The organism is Streptomyces stelliscabiei (genome assembly GCF_014873495.1).
Classification (GTDB): domain Bacteria; phylum Actinomycetota; class Actinomycetes; order Streptomycetales; family Streptomycetaceae; genus Streptomyces; species Streptomyces bottropensis.
Window position 1 is genome coordinate 696,595 of record NZ_JADBGF010000001.1, and the last position, 15,683, is coordinate 712,277.

At 68.8% G+C, this 15,683-nt stretch carries 9 protein-coding genes and 2 pseudogenes; 4 read left to right on the forward strand and 7 right to left on the reverse strand.

Features of this window, described 5'->3' with window-relative positions; all coding sequences use genetic code 11:
- The first annotated feature begins 59 nt into the window (after positions 1 to 59).
- Both H4687_RS02875 and H4687_RS02880 read left to right on the forward strand, forming a co-directional pair.
- The gene (locus H4687_RS02875; RefSeq protein WP_046918426.1) at positions 60 to 1,478 is read left to right on the forward strand and encodes a non-reducing end alpha-L-arabinofuranosidase family hydrolase; all 1,419 of its coding nucleotides are present in this window, start codon (positions 60 to 62) and stop codon (positions 1,476 to 1,478) included.
- A gap of 102 nt (positions 1,479 to 1,580) precedes the next feature.
- Positions 1,581 to 3,227, forward strand: a complete 1,647-nt coding sequence (locus tag H4687_RS02880; RefSeq protein ID WP_050398877.1) for a glycoside hydrolase family 27 protein — start codon at positions 1,581 to 1,583, stop codon at positions 3,225 to 3,227.
- 175 nt (positions 3,228 to 3,402) lie between these two features.
- Here the strand turns inward: H4687_RS02880 and H4687_RS47375 are convergent, their stop codons facing one another.
- Positions 3,403 to 3,534 carry a hypothetical protein gene (locus H4687_RS47375; protein ID WP_264086496.1) on the reverse strand — a complete coding sequence of 44 codons (132 nt, stop codon included), beginning with the start codon at positions 3,532 to 3,534 and terminating at the stop codon, positions 3,403 to 3,405.
- Between the two features lie 557 nt (positions 3,535 to 4,091).
- Between H4687_RS47375 and H4687_RS02885 the strand changes: the two genes are divergently transcribed.
- A complete protein-coding gene (locus H4687_RS02885; RefSeq protein ID WP_046914902.1) occupies positions 4,092 to 6,986 on the forward strand; it encodes a glycosyl hydrolase family 95 catalytic domain-containing protein in 2,895 nt (964 codons plus the stop codon).
- A 210-nt stretch (positions 6,987 to 7,196) separates the two neighbouring features.
- On the forward strand, positions 7,197 to 8,633 hold the full coding sequence (locus H4687_RS02890; RefSeq protein ID WP_046914901.1) for an FG-GAP and VCBS repeat-containing protein: 1,437 nt from the start codon (positions 7,197 to 7,199) through the stop codon (positions 8,631 to 8,633).
- Positions 8,634 to 8,725: 92 nt separating this feature from the next.
- Here the strand turns inward: H4687_RS02890 and H4687_RS02895 are convergent.
- The 6 genes and pseudogenes from H4687_RS02895 to H4687_RS02920 form a co-directional block, all read right to left on the reverse strand.
- Positions 8,726 to 9,082 (reverse strand): annotated as a pseudogene (locus H4687_RS02895) (ABC transporter permease); the annotation flags it as partial.
- Between the two features lie 317 nt (positions 9,083 to 9,399).
- The gene (locus H4687_RS02900; protein WP_046914899.1) at positions 9,400 to 10,587 is read right to left on the reverse strand and encodes an ABC transporter ATP-binding protein; all 1,188 of its coding nucleotides are present in this window, start codon (positions 10,585 to 10,587) and stop codon (positions 9,400 to 9,402) included.
- 26 nt (positions 10,588 to 10,613) lie between these two features.
- On the reverse strand, positions 10,614 to 11,447 hold the full coding sequence (locus tag H4687_RS02905; RefSeq protein ID WP_046914898.1) for a carbohydrate ABC transporter permease: 834 nt from the start codon (positions 11,445 to 11,447) through the stop codon (positions 10,614 to 10,616).
- Positions 11,447 to 12,406 carry a carbohydrate ABC transporter permease gene (locus H4687_RS02910; RefSeq protein WP_046914897.1) on the reverse strand — a complete coding sequence of 320 codons (960 nt, stop codon included), beginning with the start codon at positions 12,404 to 12,406 and terminating at the stop codon, positions 11,447 to 11,449. The genes H4687_RS02905 and H4687_RS02910 overlap by 1 nt, the downstream gene beginning before the upstream one ends.
- A 70-nt stretch (positions 12,407 to 12,476) precedes the next feature.
- Positions 12,477 to 13,721: an ABC transporter substrate-binding protein gene (locus H4687_RS02915; RefSeq protein ID WP_046914896.1), complete on the reverse strand. Its 1,245-nt coding sequence runs from the start codon at positions 13,719 to 13,721 to the stop codon at positions 12,477 to 12,479.
- Positions 13,722 to 14,479: 758 nt separating this feature from the next.
- Positions 14,480 to 15,382, reverse strand: a pseudogene (locus tag H4687_RS02920) (non-reducing end alpha-L-arabinofuranosidase family hydrolase); the annotation flags it as partial.
- Positions 15,383 to 15,683 lie beyond the last annotated feature (301 nt).

A 15,683-nucleotide genomic window follows, 5' to 3' on the forward strand; every position in this document is an offset into this window, starting at 1 on the left:
TCCCTCCGCACAGCCCGACGGGGCAGACCGGAAAACCACTACTCAAGAAATGAGGCTTCATGCGCAGACTACGTTTCCGCCGCAGACATCTTTCCGTGGCACTAGCGGCCCTGGTCGCTTCCGCGGCGACGCTCGTCGCCGACCCGGCTCAGGCGGCCAGCACCGCCGCCGTGCGCGGTGTCGGGTCCGGCCGATGTCTCGACGTACCGGGCGCGAGCCAGACCGACGGGACGAACCTGCAGATCTGGGACTGCTGGGGCGGGACCAACCAGCAGTGGACGCTGACGGACACCAACCAACTCACCGTGTACGGCAACAAGTGCCTGGATGTCCCGGGCCACGCCACCGCGCCCGGTACCCGGGTCGTGATCTGGGCCTGCTCCGGCGGCACGAACCAGCAGTGGCGGGTGAACTCCGACGGCACGATCGTCGGCGTGGAGTCCGGGCTGTGCCTGGCGGCGACGGGCTCCGGTACGGCCAACGGCACGGCGGTGGAGATCGCCACATGCAACGGCGCCAACAACCAGAAGTGGACCGGCCTCACCGCGCCCCCGACCGGCACGTGCTCTCTTCCGTCGACGTACCGGTGGACCTCGTCGGGCGCGTTGGCGCAGCCCGCGAACGGGTGGGCCGCACTGAAGGACTTCACCACCGTGACGTACAACGGCAAGCACCTGGTCTACGGGACGAACTACACGGGGTCGGCGTGGGGTTCGATGATGTTCAGCCCCTTCACCAACTGGTCGGACATGGCGTCGACCGGCCAGATCGGCATGAGCCAGACCGTGGTGGCACCCACGCTGTTCTACTTCGCGCCCAAGAACATCTGGGTGCTCGCCTACCAATGGGGGCAGTGGCCCTTCATCTACCGCACATCGAGCGACCCGACGAACCCCAACGGCTGGTCCGCGCCTCAGCCGCTGTTCACCGGCAGCCTCCCCGGCACCGACCAGTCCTCCACCGGACCGATCGACCAGACCCTGATCGCCGACGGCCAGAACATGTACCTGTTCTTCGCCGGTGACAACGGCAAGATCTACCGCGCGAGCATGCCGATCGGGAACTTCCCGGGCAGCTTCGGCTCCTCGTACACCACGATCATGAGTGACACGGCGGACAACCTGTTCGAAGCCCCGCAGGTGTACAGGGTCCAGGGCCAGAACCAGTACCTCATGATCGTCGAGGCACGGGGTGCCAATGGGCGCTACTTCCGCTCCTTCACCGCCTCCAGCCTGAACGGCACCTGGACCCCCCAGGCCGCCACCGAGTCCAACCCCTTCGCGGGCAAGGCCAACAGCGGCGCCACCTGGACCAACGACATCAGCCACGGCGACCTGGTCCGCAACAACCCCGACCAGACCATGACCGTCGACCCCTGCAACCTGCAGTTCCTCTACCAGGGCAGAGGCACCACACCGCCGAACACCCCCTACGAGAAGTGGCCCTACCGGCCGGGCGTGCTCACCCTGCAGCGCTGATCCTCCCGCTCGCGATCACCAGTTCATGACCGTGCTCCCATGACCGTGCTCTCAGGCCCGCAGAGCGGCTTCCGCCTCGCGGGCCGGGAAGGACCCCCCTCCATGGTTCCCCTGCACAAACGAGTACTGCGTCTCATCGCGGCCACCGCACTGACGCTCACCGCCTGCGTCACCGCCTCCGTCGGCACGCCCGCCGAGGCCGCACCGGGCAGCCCCGCGCTCACCCCGCCGCTGGGCTGGAACAGCTGGAACAGCTTCGGATGCGGGATCACCGAGGCTCAGGTCCGCCAGGCCGCCGACGCGATGGTGTCGTCGGGGATGAAGGACGCGGGTTACCAGTACGTCGTCGTCGACGACTGCTGGTTCAACCCACAGCGTGACAGCGCGGGCAACCTCCGGGCCAACCCGACCACCTTCCCCAGCGGCATGAAGGCGCTCGGCGACTACATCCACGGCAAGGGCCTGAAGTTCGGCATCTACCAGGCACCCAACGAGCGCACGTGCGCCCAGGGCGTGGGCACCTATCCCGGCTCCACCGGCAGCAAGGGCCACGAGGCGCAGGACGCCGCAATCTTCGCCTCGTGGGGCGTGGACTACCTCAAGTACGACTGGTGCTCCGGCAACGGCACCCTCAACGAGCAGATCGCCCAGTTCACCGTCATGCGCGACGCCCTGCGCGCCACCGGCCGCCCGATCACCTACAGCATCAACCCCAACAGCTTCCACTCCCCCACCGGCGCCACCTACGACTGGGGCCAGGTGGCCGACCTGTGGCGGACGACCGAGGACCTGCTCGACATCTGGCAGAACGGCAACACCAACAGCTACCCCATGGGCGTGGGCAACGTCCTGGACATCACCGCGCCGCTGGCCGCGCAGTCGGGTCCGGGCCACTGGAACGACCCCGACATGCTGGTCGTCGGCCGTCCCGGTCTGTCGCTGACCGAGTCCCGCTCCCACTTCGCCCTGTGGGCGCTGCTCTCGGCCCCCCTCATCGCCGGCAACGACATCCGCACCATGTCCGGTGACGTGAGCGCGATCCTGCGCAACCCCCGTCTGCTCGCGGTGAACCAGGATCCGCTGGGCGCGGGCGGTCGCAGGGTGCGCGACGACGGAGACACCGAGGTGTTCGCCAAGTCCCTGTCCGACGGCTCGGTCGCCGTGGGTCTGTTCAACCGGGGCAACAGCACCGCGACCCTCACCTCCACGGCCACGCAACTCGGCCTCGCCGGCGGGTCGTTCACCCTCACCGATCTGTGGACCGGCGCTACGTCGACCACCTCGGGCCAGATCTCCGTGAGCGTTCCGGCGCATGGTGTGGCCGTGTACAAGATGACCGGCGGCAGCCCCGTGGCCTCCACCACCGCACGCCTGCGCGGTACCGGTTCCGGCCGCTGCCTGGACGTGGACCGCGCCTCCACCGCGGCCGGGTCGACGGCGCTGATCTGGGACTGCCACACCGCCGCCAACCAGCTCTGGACCACCTGGGCCGGAGGCGAGATCCGCGTCTACGGCGACAAGTGCCTGGACGCCTACAACCAGGGCACCACCAACGGCACACGCGTCATCATCTGGTCCTGCAACGGCCAGAACAACCAGAAGTGGACCACGCAGGCCGACGGGTCGATCCGCAACGTCCACGCCGGACTGTGCCTGGACGTCCAGCAGGGGGGAACCGCCAACGGAACCCCTGCCGTCCTGTGGACCTGTAACGGCCAGAACAACCAGAAGTGGACCACTCTCCGGTAGCCCGCGCCTGCCGCGCAGCCAAGCGCCCGACCGGAGGAGGGCGGTCCCACGACAGCGTGCCACGCTACGGGAACCGCCCTCCTCCCCCGTCATGGCCGACCTCGTTCGGTCGATCGGCTGCCGAAGCTCGGCCCGGATCCGGACGGTTCGCTCGGCGAGGCCCGCCAGGTCCACCTCACCGGGCGTCCTTGTCGTTCCAGGCGCACATCGGCATGATGACCCGCATGGTCAGGTCTTCCTTGGCGACCACCTGACAGGTGACGGCGACGTCCGCGCCGGAGGGACGGAAGTCCCGCGGCGCCCGCACGACCGACCTGCCGTCCGAGCCGGTCGCGTCCTTCAGGGCGCGGTCGCCAGTCGACCGCGATCGCCGTCCGCCGCCGAGGCCCGATGCCGAGCCCGGCCGACCCGATGCCCGGCATCTTCACGATACATCCCATGACCAGCGAATTGGCCGAGCGCCTCACCTCATCCCGTATCACACCTAATGATGCAGAACCTCCCTTTCTGTTCGGACGTCAAGGCAAGATTCCTCTCTCCGGCTCTGGACATGGTCACCGAACTCACCCTTAAATCCATCCCATGTCCGCTCCTCGCCCTGCCGCGACTCCGAACAGGCACCGCCCGAACAAACGGCGTCGGCGAGAAGCCGGTGCGACCGCCCGAGGAGGCCGTCGCCGCCTCCCCTAGCGCTCTCCCACGTCACGGGAGGCAGGGTCGAGGCTCCCCGTCGCCTCCCCTGCCGCCCGTCCCGGTCACGCGCCGAACCGCACGGCAGCGGGACCGTCACCACGTACGTACGTACCGGCCCGCCGCCCAAACACCCGCACCCCCCACCGCCCGACAGACCAAGGAATCCGCGTCATGGAACACCCCCACCCCCTGGACCGCAGACACTTCCTCACCGCCGCCGCACTGACCGCCGGAGCAGCCGCGCTCCCCGGCGGGCTCCTCTCCGGTACGGCCGCGGCGGCCGTACCGCCACAGATCACCGTCCCCGACCGCGGTATCTACGACACCTCCCCCGCCTCCTCCTGGACCGACGGCTTCCTCACCGGCAACGGGGAGTACGGCGCCATCCTCCACGGGGCCGCCGCGCTGGAGAAGGTGGTCTTCAACTACCACCGCCTGGTGCTCCCGAACGGCACCCGCACCGTCAAGCCTCCCATTCTCTCCGGCCGACTGGAGGGCGTACGGGACAAGGCGCTGGCCGGAAACTACGCCGGTGCCAACAGCGACTTCGCCTCCGGATGGTCGCTGCGCTGGACGCAGACCTACCATCCCGCGTACGAGCTGCGTATCGCCACGCCGGGCATGACCACCGTCAACGACTACGGCCGGGTCAACGACTTCCGTACCGGCGAGGTCAGTTCCAGCTGGACCGACCAGCACGGCACCTGGACCCGCCGGGCCTTCGTCTCCCGCGCCGACAACGTGATCGTCCACGAGCTGACGCCCGCGCCCGGCCGCACTGTCGACACCACGCTCAGCGTCAACACGGCGCTCGACGGGCTGCCCGGCAGTCTGAGCTTCACCACCCGCGCCACCACGAGCAACGGCTCCGGCTATCTGAACCTGCGCGGCACCTACCCCGCCGGACAGGGCGCGTTCGGCTACGAAGGCGTCACCCGCGTCGTCGCCACGGGATCGGGCTCCTCCGTCAGTGCCAGTGGTTCCACGATCGTGGTGGCCAAGGCGACCAAGGTGATCCTGCTGACCAAGCTGGACCGCTACGAGTCCTCCACCGCGTGGAACTCCGAGCCGTTGCACGCCGAGCTGGCCGGGCTGGGCACCGACTACACGGCACTGCGGTCCGCGCACTGCGCCGTCCACACCGAGTTGTACGACCGCTCCCGCCTCGACCTGAACGTCTCCGACGCCGACCGCAAGCTCTCCGTCAGCGAGCTGATAGCCCGCCAGAACGCCAACCGGAGCGTCATCGACACCGCTCTTCTGGAGCGCCTCTACGACTCGGGCCGCTATCTCTTCATCAGTTCCAGCGGCGTACTCCCGCCCCGGCTCACGGGCATCTGGACGGGGTCCTGGAACGGTGCCTGGGCCGACGACTTCACCACCGACGCCAACATCAACCTCCAGGTCGCCGGCAGCAACATCCTGGACCTCACCGACGTCATGGAGGGCTACTTCGACCTGATCCTCGACCAGCTGGACGACTGGCGGACCAACGCCACCAGCCTCTTTGGCGCGCGAGGTTTCCTCGCCCCCTCCCGGACCGACGGCGAGTACGGCCACATGCTCCACTTCAACAACAACAGCTTCCCGGGCCATTGCTGGACCGGCGGCGCGGACTGGCTGCTCTACCCGCTGCTGGAGTACTACGAGGTCACCGGTGACAGCGACTTCTACCGCACCAAGCTGGCCCCCGCCCTGATGGAACTGGCCCTGTTCTACGAGGACTTCCTCACCCGTACGGACTCCGACGGCAAGGCGGTGTTCGTGCCGTCCTTCTCCATGGAGAACTCCCCCGGCAACACCGGTGTGTGTCTGTCGGTCAACGCCACCGGTGACATCATGGCCGGCAAACACGCCCTGCAGGCCGCCGTCGACGCGGCCGACACCCTGAACGTGGAACAAGGCAGCGGTCAGGGAGTGGCACGCTGGACGGCGCTGCTGCGGAAGATCCCCGACTACCGCGTCAACGGCGACGGCGCGCTCGCCGAGTGGTCCTGGCCCACGCTGAGCGACCGCTACAACCACCGGCACATCCAGCACCTGTACGGCGTCTGGCCACTGCACGAGATCAATCCCGAGGATGCACCGAAGCTCGTTCCCCCGGCGCTCAAGGCCCTGGAGAAGCGCGGCGACCAGAACATCTCCGCCCACGGCAGCCTGCACCGCGCCCTGGCCGGCGCTCGGCTGAAGGACGGCGCGAAGGTCTACGACAACCTCAAGAAGATCATCGGCAACAACATGCTCTTCAAGTCGCTGATGACCTCCCACAATCCCGACCTCGACATCTACAACGCCGACGCGGCCAACGCCTTCCCGGGCGTACTCGCCGAGGCCCTGCTCTACACCCGCCCCGGCGTCCTGGAGATCCTTCCCGCTCTGCCCGACCAACTCGCCAAAGGCTCCCTCACCGGCGTAAGAGCCCGCGGCCGGATCCGTGTCCACACCTTCAGCTGGGACCTGTCCGCCCGCACCGCCGTCCTCTCCGTCACGTCCGCCGTCGACCAGACCATCAGCCTCATCAGCCGCCGCGGCATGACATCGGTGACCACCTCCGCGACCGTGTCCTCCTCCCCGCTCGGCACCCACGCCCGCGAGGTGACCCTCGTCGCCGGGCGCCGCACCGACATCAGCGTCTCCCTGCTGACCGGCTGGTTCAAGCTGGTCAACCGGCGCAGCGGCAAGGTCCTCGACATCAGCGGCGCCGGCACCACCAACGGGGCGAAGGTCATCCAGTGGGGCTGGTCCGGCGCCGTCAACCAGCAGTGGCGCTTTCTCCCCAACCCCGACGGCTCCTTCCGCATCGCCGCCCGCCACAGCGGACGGCTCCTGGACAGCCCCGGCGACTCCGGCCCGGGCACCCAGCTCGACCAGTGGCAGGACACGGCCAGCGACAACCAGTGGTGGAAGCTCGTCGTCGCGGGCGACGGCCACTACCGCCTCGTCAACGTCCGCAACCCCACCTGGTGCGTGGACGCCGACGGCGGGCCGACGGCCGACGGCGCCCGAGTCGTCCAGTGGCCCGTCGGCTCCGGCACGAACCAGGAATGGCAGATCGAAGGTGTGTGACGGCACGTGCGCCGCTCACCGGGCAGTGGCGCGCCTCGCCGTCCCGTGAGGTGACATCGTCGGCTGCTCGGTGTGCGGGTGAGGGAGAGGGGTGTACGGGGAGGTCGAGTCCACCGGGCGGCCGCTTTCACACAACCGTTCGTACACCTCGTGCGTCACACCCCCGTAAGCCATCACCGTCATTTCCTGCTTCGACCATGGGAGTTCACCGTGCGCGCACGCACCCTGGCCGCCACCGCCGCCGTCGCGGCCCTCACCGCTACCGGCCTGACCCTGCCGCTCGCCGGGAGCGCCGCGGCCGCGACGACCGCGCGGTTCGACTTCAACGGTGACGGATACGCGGACATCGCGGTCGGCATGCCCGACGCCACGGTGAACGGCAAGGCCAAGGCCGGCTACGTCAGCGTGATCTACGGCGGCGCGCAGAGCCCGTACCAGTCCACCGGTGTCATCAGCCAGGCCGAGACCGGCATACCCGGCACGCCCGAGGCGGGTGACCGTTTCGGCTCCTCCGTGGCGCCCGTCGACGTGAACGGCGACGGCGTCTTCGAACTCGTCGTCGGCGCGAGCGGCGAGTCGCTCACCTCCGACCAGCTCAAGGACGAGGGCACCATCACCGTCCTGGACGGCTCGGAGTGGCACATCAAGGGCACCACCGTGGCCCGGGGCACGTCCGAGTACAGCAGCATCGGCCGCACCATCGCCACGGGTGACTACGACGGCGACGGCGACACCGACCTCGCGTACGGCGAGAACGGCGAGGAACACGGCGCGCTCCGGTTCCGCCCGGGCCCGCTCACCGCCGATCCGGTGACCACCACCACGGTGCGCAGGTACAGCATGGGCGGCAGCACCCGCGCCCTGGCCACCGGCGACTTCGACGGCGACGGCCGGGACGACCTCGCCGCCACCTGGAAGGGCTTGGAGGACTCCAGCACCTTCATCACCCGCTGGGACGACCAGGGCAAGCCCGCCCAGTGGTGGACCGACGCCGACCGCGGCAGCACGCTGGCCGCCGCCGACTTCGACCAGGACGGCACCGACGACCTCGCGGTCGGCCTCGTCCAGCCCAATCCCGAGACGGAGACGACGCATTGCGAGGACCGGCTCGGCGGTGCGGTGCTCCTGCTCAAGGGCTCGAAGACCACGCCGTTCGGCACCGAGAACGAATGCATCACCCAGTCGAGCCCGGAGGTCGGCGGAAACGCCGAGGAGGGCGACGACTTCGGCGCCGCGCTGGCGGCCGGTGACCTGAACGCCGACAGCCGCCCCGAACTCGTGGTCGGCGTGCCCGGTGAGGACGTGGGCACCTTGAAGGACGCGGGCGGATACGTCGTCATGAACAACACGGGCCAGGGCCTCCACGGCGGTCTGGCCCGCAGCCAGAGCACCCCCAACATGCCCGGCGCGGCCGAGGCCGGCGACCGCTTCGGCGCCCAGGTGGCCGTCGGCGACTACAACCGCGACGGCCTGTGGGACACCGCCGTCGGCGCGCCCGGGGAGAACGAGGGTGAGCCCAGGTCGGGTGGCGTCTGGTTCGTACCGAGCAGCGCCGAGGAGACGTACCCGCCCGGCAAGTCGCTGACCCCGTTCGGCTTCGCGCTGCCCTACGGCGCCATCAAGTACGGCGAGGTGCTGGGGCTCTAGCCGGTCTCGAACGGCTCCTCCCCCGGCGGCAGTCCCGGCGACGGTCCCGAGGCCGCCGCCGGGAGCCTGGCTCCCGGTCGTCCGGGCCCGGCTCACGTCGATGCCGGCACCTCCGTAGGAGGAAGGCGTGCCGCGCGGACCGCGGGACAGACGCCGGCCGCCATGCCGATCAGCAGGGCGCCGAGGCAGCCGCCCGCGACCGGGAGCAGGGGCATCACCGTGGGCCGGCCCCGGTAGGCCGCGTAGCCGACGGCGGCGAGGACGCCGAGCGCGGTGCCCGCGAGGACGCCGACCAGCAGGGCCACGCCCGCCAGGCCGAGGAAGGGGGAGGAGAAGGTGTTCTGTGTGGCGCGCCTGGCCGCCAGGGCGTCGAACGGGCGGCTGACCTGGACCTGTCCGGGCTGTTCCGGGAACACGGCGGCGGGGAGCACCTTCCGTACGTCTTCCACGACAGCACCGGCACCGCCATCAGCCTCGTTCTGGTGAGTCGCGTGATCGGCACGGCCGCAGGAGCACAGATCGGCGCGGCGTTCCTCGCCGCCGGGACCCACCCCGGAACGGATGAAAACGGCGCGACGACATGCTGAGCGGTCTGAGCACCAGGCCCGCCACGGTGGGACTGCCGGCCGCCACGGTGGGACTGCCGGCCCATTCGGCCCTCACCCTGCCCGACTTGACGCCCACGCGGTAGCGCCCGGCACGCGCGGCGACGGGGGTCACGCGGAAGGTGCGTGACTCGGAGAGGAGCGCCTTGTGTGGCGCGTCGTCAGTCCGCCATCACCGGATGGGTGAGGTTCGCGCCGGTCGCCGGGTCGAACACGTGCGCCTTGGCCATGTCGACCCGCAGTTCGACCGGCTCGCCCTCGCGGGCGCGCGTGGCGGCGTCCAGGCGGGCCACGATGTGACCGGCGTCGGCGCCCGTGTCGCGCAGGCCGGAGTCCTTGGCCAGTTCCTCCAGTTCGGTGGTCGTCGCGGGTCCGCCCTCCGCGCTGAAGTAGACGTACACATCGGAGCCCAGGGACTCCAGCACCTCCACGGTGGCGGTGAAGACCGGGCCCGTCCGGGCCCGTTCGTGCGCCAGGGCGGCGTCCTGGAACGCCTCCGGTCGCAGCCCCACGATGACCTCGCGGGGCGCGTTCTGGCGTTCCAGCGCCTGCCTCGTACGGTCGTCGAGAGCCAAGTCGCCCAGGGGTGAGTGCAGGACGCCGTCCTCCATCGTGGCGTTCACGAAGTTCATGGCCGGGGAGCCGATGAAGCCGGCCACGAAGATGTTGCGCGGCAGGTCGTACAACTCGGCGGGGGTGCCGATCTGCTGGACCAGACCCTGCCTCATGACCACGACACGGTCGCCGAGCGTCATCGCCTCGGTCTGGTCGTGGGTGACGTACACGGTGGTCGTGCCGAGGCGCCGCTGCAGCCGGGAGATCTGGGTGCGCATCTGGACCCGGAGCTTGGCGTCCAGGTTGGACAGTGGCTCGTCCATCAGGAACGCCTTGGGATCACGGACGATGGCCCGTCCCATGGCCACCCGCTGGCGCTGCCCGCCGGAGAGGTTGGCGGGCTTGCGGTCCAGGTGCTCGGTCAGGTCGAGGATCCGCGCGGCTTCCGTCACCTTGGCGTCGATCGTGCCCTTGTCGACCTTGGCCAGGCGCAACGGGAAGCCCATATTCTCGCGGACGTTCATGTGCGGGTACAGGGCGTAGCTCTGGAACACCATGGCGACGTCGCGTTCCTTGGGGGCGAGGTCGTTGACGACTCGGTCTCCGATGCGCAGTGTGCCCTCGGTGATGTCCTCCAGTCCGGCGATCATGTTCAGGGTGGTGGACTTGCCGCATCCCGACGGACCGACGAGGATCACGAACTCGCCGTCGGCGATCTCGAGGTTCACGTCCTTGACGGCGAGGGCCCCGTCGGGAAAGCGCTTGGTGACTCCCTCAAGGATGATCTCGGCCATGGATGGTGCCTCCTTGCCTTGCCCGTTCAGCCCTTGACTGCCCCGGAGGTCAGTCCGGCGACGATGCGCCGCTGGAAGAGCAGAACGAAAACGATGATCGGGATGGTGATGACCACAGCGGCGGCGGCGATCGACCCGGTGGGTTGCTGGAACTGGGAGCTTCCGGTGAAGAACGCGATCGCGGCGGGCACCGTGCGCGCGGACTCGGTGGATGTCAGCGAGATCGCGAACAGGAAGTCGTTCCAGCAGAAGATGAATACGAGAATCGCGGTGGTGAACACGCCCGGCGCGGCGAGTGGCACGATGACCATCCGGAAGGCCTGCGCGGGTGTCGCCCCGTCGACCTTGGCGGCCTTCTCCAGATCCCAGGGGATCTCCCGGAAGAAGGCCGACAGGGTGTAGATGGCCAGCGGCAGCGAGAAGGTCATGTACGGGATGATCAGGCCGATCCAGGTGTCGAAGATCCCGATGATCCGCTCGATGTTGAACAGCGGGGACACCAGGGAGATCGGCGGGAACATGGCGATCAGCAGGGACATGCCGATGAGCACCCGCTTGCCGGGGAAGCGCAGTCTGGCCACCGCGTAGGCGGCCATGGTGCCCAGTGCCACCGCGATCACCGTGGCGATGAGGGCGATACCGATCGAGTTGATCAGCGCGCGGGTGAACTCGGCGGTCTCGAAGATGCCCCGGTAGTTCGCCCAGGTCCAGTCCGTGGGGATGTAGTTGCCGTCGGTCAGGGTGGTGGGGTCCTTGAAGGACAACGCGGCGATCCACCACACCGGGAACAGGGCGTACAGCACCACCACCACGTTGATGACACCCCATCGGGCGGCATGCGTCTTGCCTACTTCGGCCATCAGCGCTTCACCTCCGCGCCGGGCGCGGCAGCGCCGAACAACTTGACGAACGTGAAGGCGATGATCCCGACGCAGAGGAAGATCAGGACCGAGATCGCCGACCCGATGCCCAGGTTCAGCGAGGTGAACAGGTTGTCGTACCCGAGGATCGACAGAGAACCTGTGTCCTGGGCTCCCGCGGTCAGGACATAGATGTTGTCGAAGATCCGGAACGCGTCCAAGGTACGGAACAGCAGCGCCACCAGGATCGCCGGCTTCATCAGCGGCACCATGATCTTGGTGAAGCGCTGCCAGGCAGTGGCACCGTCCACCATGGCCGCCTTCAAGGTCTCCTCAGGCACCAGCGCCAGGCCCGCGAGCAGCAGCAGCGCCATGAACGGCGTCGTCTTCCACACCTCGGCGAGGATGATCAGCCAGAGGGCGGGCCACTTCTCGGTCAGCGGAGCGTCTCCGCTGGGCAGCAGTTCGGCGAGGTATCCGAGGTCGGGCGTCCAGGCGTACTGCCAGGAGAAGGCGGCGACGACGGTGACGATCCCGTACGGAATGAGGACCGACGTGCGGACGACACCGCGCCAGAAGATCGTGCGGTGCATGATCAGGGCGAGCACCATGCCGAGGACGAGTTCGATCGTCACGGACACGACGGTGATGAACAGGGTGACCCAGAACGCGTCCCACCAGAACGGGGAGGAGAGCACCGCCCCGTAGTTGCTCAGGCCCACGAACTCGGCCCGTCCGGGAAAGCGCAGGTCGTATCGCTGGAGGGACAGATACACGGCGTACCCGATGGGATAGGCGGTCACCGCGACCATGACGACGACCGCGGGCGCACAGAGCAGCCAGCCGAGCCGCCGCTCCTGTCTGGCACCCGCCGAGAGCGCCGACCGCTCCGGCCCCGCCTGCTTGGTGTCCGCCCCCGGGGGTGGCGGGGTTCCGGGCGGTTGCGCCCGCGTGGTCATCTCGGGCCGTCCGGGGAGGAGGCACGCGCACCTCGGCGCCGGCTGCCGGAGTCGGGCGGTAGAAGGTGGTTCACGGGATCACACCCTCGGATCGCAGGGCATCGTCGATCTGCTCCCTGATGGTGTTGACGGAGCTCACCGGTCGGATCCCCGACGGCGGGGACAGCGTGTGGGAGACCGCGATCGACACGTTCTGGTAGGCGGGAGTGAGTGGGCGCACGCTCGCCGACTCCAGGGCGGCCAGCACCTCGCGGGAGAACGGGTACTCCTTCATGAACGCGGGCTCGTCGTACAGGGCGCGCAGGGTGGGCGGAAGACCGCCCTCGAGCGCGGCGGAGAGCTGGTTCTCGCGGTTGCGCAGGCACAGCGCCGCCTCGAAGGCCAGGCCGGGGTGGCGCGAGTACGCGCTCACCGCCAGATCGATGCCTCCGATGGTGGGCCGTGCCGGACGGTTCGCGTCGACCCTCGGGTACGGCGCCCAGCGGAAGTTCTTGAACAGGTCGGGGTTGTTCGCCTTCATCGACGGATAGACGAACGGGTAGTTGAGCTCGAACGCCGCCACTCCCGACTCCATGGAGAGCCGGTTCTGGTCCTCCATCTGGTTGGGCAGGGAGGGGTCCGCGGCCGGGGACTTCGCCAGATCACGCATGATCCCTGCGGCCCGCACGGCAGGAGCGCCGAGGGAGGGCGCGGTCGCACTCGCGTTGAGGATGGAGCCGCCGGCGCTGTTGATCAGCGAGTTGAACCAGACGGTCAGGCCCTCGTACTGAGCGCCCTGGATCTCCACGAAGTGCGGTTTGCCCTGCCGGGCGAGCACTTCGGCCGCGTCCAGCATCTCTGCCCAGGTCCTGGGCGGGGTGGGCACCAGATCCTTGCGGTACCAGAGGAGTTGGGTGTTGGTGTTGTAGGGGACGGCGTACAGCCGGCCCTTCCAGGTCGAGGTCTGCAGAGGCACACGCAGGGTGCCCGTGACGGCCCGCTGCTTCGCCGCTCCCGTCCATTCTCGGATCCAGCGCGCCTCGGCGAACTCCGCCGCCCAGGTGACGTCCAGGCCCAGGATGTCGAGCGAGTCGTCCTCGGCGGCGAGTCTGCGGACGAGCTGCTGGCGCTGTCCGTCCGCGGCACGCGGGAGCTTGTTGTAGCTGATCCTGTAGCGTCCGCCCGACGCCTGGGCGCACCGGTCGGCCGCCTTCTGGAGGGCACCGGAGTCGTCGGGGAAGTTGTACCAGTTGAGGGTGGGCCGGCCGGAGCCCTCGTCACTGCCACAGGCGGCGAGCATCGACGCCAGCAACGGCAGCACGGCGAGCGCGCGCAACCAACGTGTGTCCCTGTGACGCCTCATCTGGCCCGAAACCGGCCGGTAGCCGCACCTCGCCTGCACGCGCTCCACACCTCGCTTCCGGACGGTGGCGCGGGAGCCGGACCCCGCGGTTTTCCTCCCGGCGAACACTAAAGGCTACATAAAGTGACATCAAGCACATAGGGATCGAATCGCCCATCGGTGCGCCATGAGATCTGCCGAGCCGGTTCCGAGATCGCCGGGAGCGCCCGGCCGCACTTCCCCCAGCCAGGCCTGCGCGCCGCCGCCGCGGGCCCGGTTTGCCGTACGTTCGTGCGATGCGGCGAATCCGTCGGCGCACGCACTGCCGAGCCCCGGGGTCAGGCCGCTGGGCGCCCACCGCGTGATCGACTACACCTACGAGGACTTCCTCGCCGGCCCGTGACGCTACGACGTCATCATCGGCATCGCCGGCAACTGCGGGCTCTGCGCCCGGCCCTCATGACCCAGGGCCGCCTCGTCATCACCGGCGGCGAGACGAACGGCCCCTGGCTCGGCAGCACCGGTCGACAGCTCCGCGACAGTTGCTGTCCCCGTTCACCGGCCAGCCCCTGGGCGCCTTCATCGCCTCCGAGCATGCCGTTCCGCCGGGCGAGTAGGTCGGCGGGTGAAGCTGCGGTGCGACGCCGTTCCATGCCCCCGTGGGCCCGAGGCGAGCGAGGTGATGGAGAGGGTGCCTGACGTAAGAGAGCTTCGGCCAGGCACCCCTTCATCGGCTGCTGGGCCCAGGCGGGTCAGCGCTGCAGGGTCAGGACACCCGGCCGGTACGGGAGTTGGTTGTAGGGGCCGTTCGCGGAGGGGGACTTGCCCTGATAGAGGAACTGCAGGTTGCAGGGGTCGACGGTCATGGTCTGGTCGGGGTTGTTGCGGACCAGGTCGCCGTGGCTGATGTCGTTGGTCCAGGTGGCGCCGCTGTTGGCCTTGCCCGCGAAGGGCCTGCTCTCGGTGGCGGCCTGCGGGGTCCATGAACCGCTCAGGCTGGAGGAGGTGAACGAGCGGAAGTAGCGCCCGTTCGCCCCCATCGCCTCGACGATCATGAGGTACTGGTTCTGGTCCTGGAGCTTGTAGACCTGCGGCGCCTCGAAGAGGTTGGCCGTCGTGTCGCTCATGATCGTGGTGTACGAGGAGCCGAAGTTGCCCGGGAAGTTCCCGATCGGCATGCTCGCGCGGTAGATCTTGCCGTTGTCACCGGCGAAGAACAGGTACATGTTCTGGCCGTCGGCGATCAGCGTCTGGTCGATCGGGCCGGTGCCGGAACCGGAGATGCTGCCGGTGAACAGTGGCTGTGGCGCGGACCAGCCGTTGGGGTTGGTGGGGTCGCTCGACGTGCGGTAGATGAACGGCCACTGACCCCACTGGTACGCGAGCACCCAGATCCTCTTGGGCGCGAAGTAGAACAGCGTGGGCGCCACCGCCGACTGGTTCATGCCGGTCTGGCGGGCCGAGCCCATGTCCGACCAGTTGGTGAAGGGGCTGAACGTCAGCGAGCCCCACGACGATCCCCCGAAGTTCGTCGCGTAGACCAGGTGCTTGCCGTTGTACGTCACGGTGGTGAAGTCCTTCAGCGAGGCCCACCCGTTCGCCGGTTGCGCCAACGCACCTGTCGAGGTCCACCGGTACGTCGACGGAAGGGAGCACGCACTGGTGGCCGCCTGAGCGGGGTTGGCGACGAGTGACGCCGCCGTCGAAACCAGGGCCGCGACCGAGGCGGCCAGAACCATGGACAGACGTTTGCGGCTGAAACCTACTTTGCGCATGTCGACCTCTTGATTCTTGAGTGAGGGGTTGGGGGGTGCAGGTTCGGGTCGTACGGGGGTTTGGTCGGCCCGGCTCTACGCGACCTCCTGACACACCGGCGGTGACCGGGAACGGCGGCCCGGCACCTCCGCGCAACGCCTGTGCCCCTGCCGGTCGTTGCTCGTGATAGCGCGAGCCCAC